The sequence below is a fragment of the Candidatus Methylobacter favarea genome (assembly GCF_902806695.1).
GTDB lineage: Bacteria > Pseudomonadota > Gammaproteobacteria > Methylococcales > Methylomonadaceae > Methylobacter_B > Methylobacter_B favarea.
In genome coordinates this window covers 1-3,326 of sequence record NZ_CADCXN010000030.1, presented here as the reverse complement: position 1 = coordinate 3,326, position 3,326 = coordinate 1, and the positions used below count along the sequence as shown (strand labels likewise).

7 protein-coding genes are annotated in these 3,326 nt (G+C 52.0%); 4 read left to right on the top strand and 3 right to left on the bottom strand.

Annotated features, from left to right (window positions below; genetic code table 11):
- On the top strand, positions 1–342 hold a 342-nt coding region (locus HUX64_RS02720), incomplete at its 5' end, for a PEP-CTERM sorting domain-containing protein (protein WP_174624707.1).
- Between the two features lie 310 nt (positions 343–652).
- On the opposite strand, the gene HUX64_RS02715 is transcribed toward HUX64_RS02720, so the two are convergent.
- Genes HUX64_RS02715 through HUX64_RS02705 form a run of 3 tightly spaced genes read right to left on the bottom strand, consistent with a single transcriptional unit; the run spans position 653 to position 1,575 of the window.
- Positions 653–940, bottom strand: a complete 288-nt coding sequence (locus HUX64_RS02715; protein WP_174624706.1) for a helix-turn-helix domain-containing protein — start codon at positions 938–940, stop codon at positions 653–655.
- Positions 937–1,263 (bottom strand): type II toxin-antitoxin system RelE/ParE family toxin, encoded by a 327-nt coding sequence (locus HUX64_RS02710; RefSeq protein ID WP_174624705.1) that lies wholly within the window; start codon positions 1,261–1,263, stop codon positions 937–939. The genes HUX64_RS02715 and HUX64_RS02710 overlap by 4 nt, the downstream gene beginning before the upstream one ends.
- Positions 1,264–1,302: 39 nt before the next feature.
- Positions 1,303–1,575 carry a hypothetical protein gene (locus tag HUX64_RS02705; protein WP_174624704.1) on the bottom strand — a complete coding sequence of 91 codons (273 nt, stop codon included), beginning with the start codon at positions 1,573–1,575 and terminating at the stop codon, positions 1,303–1,305.
- 349 nt (positions 1,576–1,924) lie between these two features.
- Here HUX64_RS02705 and HUX64_RS02700 point away from each other — a divergent pair, with 349 nt between their 5' ends.
- Genes HUX64_RS02700 through HUX64_RS20070 form a run of 3 tightly spaced genes read left to right on the top strand, consistent with a single transcriptional unit; the run spans position 1,925 to position 2,803 of the window.
- Positions 1,925–2,542 carry a recombinase family protein gene (locus HUX64_RS02700; RefSeq protein ID WP_174624703.1) on the top strand — a complete coding sequence of 206 codons (618 nt, stop codon included), beginning with the start codon at positions 1,925–1,927 and terminating at the stop codon, positions 2,540–2,542.
- Positions 2,543–2,569: 27 nt separating this feature from the next.
- Positions 2,570–2,686 carry a WGR domain-containing protein gene (locus tag HUX64_RS19535; protein WP_246246881.1) on the top strand — a complete coding sequence of 39 codons (117 nt, stop codon included), beginning with the start codon at positions 2,570–2,572 and terminating at the stop codon, positions 2,684–2,686.
- Positions 2,687–2,803: a WGR domain-containing protein gene (locus HUX64_RS20070; protein ID WP_281355246.1), complete on the top strand. Its 117-nt coding sequence runs from the start codon at positions 2,687–2,689 to the stop codon at positions 2,801–2,803.
- Positions 2,804–3,326: the final 523 nt, after the last annotated feature.

The window sequence follows — 3,326 nt, the reverse complement described above, 5'->3', positions numbered from 1 at the left end:
GACGGTTCAGTTAATCTCTACGAGCTTTCTTTCGATACTGTCGCTGATTTGAATACGCTACAGGCCGGCAGCTTCACCTTGGCGACCTTATCGTTCAACGCCCTTTCAGCCGGGGTGAGCCCCTTGACTATTTCGCTGAACGCCATCGGTGACGCCAACGGCGATTCCCTCTCTATCGAGCCTGTCACGGCAGGCCCTGTTACCGTCGAGGCTAATGCCGATGGCTCAGTCCCCGAGCCTGCAACCTGGCTGTTAGTCAGCCTGGGCGTGCTGGCCATGAACCGGCTCAGTTGGCGGCTGCTTGGCCAGAAATATTTCCTGCCTGTTTTAGGCTCGCTATGAAAGATTACGGCAACGTAGATGTACACATGCTTTTCGGCCTCATTAACACAACGTCAGATCAAGGGCGGACAAAAAACTGTCTATTCTACCGGACTAAAGCCACACATTTCCCTATGAATGCAATCGTCAATACCAAGAAAATAAACACTATAGTTAAATGGGAGATATTCACAGGACCAGGCGCCGTGAGGTAGATTTTTACTCCTTATTATATAGACGCTGCCGGAGTTCATCATCGGCAAAGTGCAGATCTTCGACCTGGAGCGCGACGGTTTTGGAATGCTGGTACAGCCTATGAGCAGGAGACGGATCAGGCTGCTTCCAGCTCGATATGCACACGCAGGCCCAATGCTGCGGCTATGTTCACGAGGGCATCAAGCGAAAAGCGGGACAGGCGGCCGCGCAGCAAATCGTTGAGGCGGGGTTGCGTCACGCCGCACTGCGCCGCTGCTTCCGCCTGTGTCCAACCTTTTGCGGCCACAATCGTGGCAATCTTATTCATCAGCTCGGCACGCACGCGCAAGTTTTCCGCTTCCGCCGGTGTATCGGTAATGGCATCCCAGACACTGGCATAAGTTTCGTTTGACGTTGTCTTCATGTCTCACCTCTTAACAATTGTGCAAAGCGGATCTTCGCGATGTCCAGGTCGCGCTTCGATGTCAAGGCTGTTTTCTTTTGGAAAGTGTGCAGGACATAGACCGCCTCCTGTCGACGAGCGGTATAGATGACCCGAAATGGGCCGGTTTCGTCCCACACCCTGATTTCTTCGACTCCGCTACCAATGGTCGGCATGGGCTTAAAGTCATCCGGCTGCTGCCCCTGTTGGACTTTGTCTAACTGATAGCCGGCATCTTGCCGAGCGTAGTCCGGAAACTCGCGCAAGCACTTGAGTGAGTCGCCGAGGAAGCGAATCGGTTTCATGGAAAAATTATATCCATATTGATATAAAAAGCCAAGCGGCTAAAAACGCCAGGTGAAGTGAGTAGCGATAACCGTTTTCTCTTTATTAACACGTAATGCCTCACCAGCGGCTATGGCCTCTTCCTCGGTAGCAAACCCATCCTTGCGCACGGTGCCTGGCGAACCGATAATCACGCCAATTTCCTGATTGATGAAGCGGCCTGCACGTTGGACCCAACCAAGAAGGCAAAATCGAAAGATGAATCTTTTAACCCAGGAACAATTTTTCTTTCTGAGACTGATATAGGCTAAATCACCACCACAATTTTTCAAACCGCACTGGATCAGTCGCCGTGTAGCGGATAGTGTGCTGAATATTCCGGTATCCTGGATAAGCCGCCTACTTTCCCCCTTGTTAGCCTTAGTCCTTCGTGTGTGACCCAACGGCAGGGAGGGCGTGGCAGAATCTAGCCAAAGCTGGCCGACCGGGGCATGGCCACCTTTAAGGCTTTAAATAAGATTAGTAGTTTTTCTGAGTGAATACGCAAACATTAGCTGGAAGGCCAAAGCTGGCCAATTTAAATAGCTAAATAGAAGGTAGCCAAATTACATCGGCTTTGTTATTTTTGGCTATAGCCTTTATACTGAGCCAATTTGAGTATACCCATTTTGGCTATCCCCCATGAAAGTCGCCCGCCTCTATCTGCGCGTCAGTACCGATGAACAAGACCTTACCCGCCAAACCGACATTGTGGATAGTGCCAGGGAGGAAGGGTATTACATCGCCGGCATCTACCGTGAGAAAGCCTCGGGCGCCCGCGCGGATCCGCCCGAGCTCTTGCGCATGATTGCCGACCTGCAACCGGGTGAAGTAGTGGTGGCCGAGAAGATCGACCGTATCAGCCGCCTGCCGTTGGCCGAAGCCGAGCAATTGGTCGGCTCAATCCGGGCCAAAGGCGCCAAGCTGGCCGTGCCGGGCCTGGTCGATCTGTCCGATTTCGCGGCGGAGGCCGACGGCGTGGCCAGGATCGTGCTGGAATCGGTGCAGGAACTGTTGCTCAAACTGGCCCTGCAAATGACGCGTGACGACTATGAGACTCGCCGCGAGCGGCAGCGCCAGGGCGTTCAGCTGGCCAAAGCCGCGGACAAGTACGCCGGCCGTATTCCTGACGCCACCACCCATCAGCGTATCGTTGCCCTGCGTGGCGCAGGCCATACGATCAAACGGACCGCTGAGCTGGCCGGCTGTAGTGAAAGCCAGGTCAAGCGCATATGGGCATGCCATAAGGCCAATGCCTAGACTATACCGTATAAGCTTAGGCGAGTGATGACGCGTATTCACCTGGAACGGCACGATCCGGATCAGAACCTGCACCGGTTCTATCAGCTGCATGTCACGCCCGGCATCTTTGGAGATTGGTCGCTGGTCAGGGAAGGGGGCTGAGTGGGCTCACCCGGTACGGTGCGCAAAGACTGGTTTGAGACCGAGGAAAAAGCCCTAACCGCGAGGCAAAGGCTCGTTGAGGCCAAACAGAAAAAAGGTTATCAATCTATGGGGTAATTTTAGTAGCTTGAAACAATGACCGCCTATATATAAGGTATAAGTGTAACTGCTCGCGTTTGAGAACAGTCGGGCTTGTAATCCCCGAACCTCTAAAATAACAACGATAGTCAACTACACATAGGGGTCGCTATGTTGAGCTTAACATAGCGACCCGTTGCAGTCTTTCACTCGGATTTTTTTAATGGCAATAATTAGCCGTATAGCGGCCAGTTGCTGAGTTGCTTGGGCAAGTCAGTTGCAAAAATAGGTATTGAAGTTATCCAGACCTGTTTATCGTGACAATTATGCAGGCTATCCCGCCTGGTAAATCAAGTTCTTCGTCTTTTTTACTATACTTTAGTTTGGCGACCAAGACAGTTCAAGTGTAAATATCCAGACCTGGATAATAATTTGGGCATTGCTAAATAAATATAGACAATGTATAAGTTTTGGAACATTCAGGTGCCTTGGGAGGGCGTGATGGATTGTCCAAAATGCGGCAAGCAAGCGAACTGCAAAGACGGCCGAGCGAATGGCCGTC

Excerpts from the sequence above, each read along its gene's own strand:
- HUX64_RS02700 (WP_174624703.1), top strand. The coding sequence starts at position 1,925 with ATGAAAGTCGCCCGCCTCTATCTGCGCGTCAGTACCGATGAACAAGAC.
- HUX64_RS02715 (WP_174624706.1), bottom strand. The coding sequence starts at position 940 with ATGAAGACAACGTCAAACGAAACTTATGCCAGTGTCTGGGATGCCATT.
- HUX64_RS02710 (WP_174624705.1), bottom strand. The coding sequence starts at position 1,263 with ATGAAACCGATTCGCTTCCTCGGCGACTCACTCAAGTGCTTGCGCGAG.
- HUX64_RS19535 (WP_246246881.1), top strand. The coding sequence starts at position 2,570 with ATGACGCGTATTCACCTGGAACGGCACGATCCGGATCAGAACCTGCAC.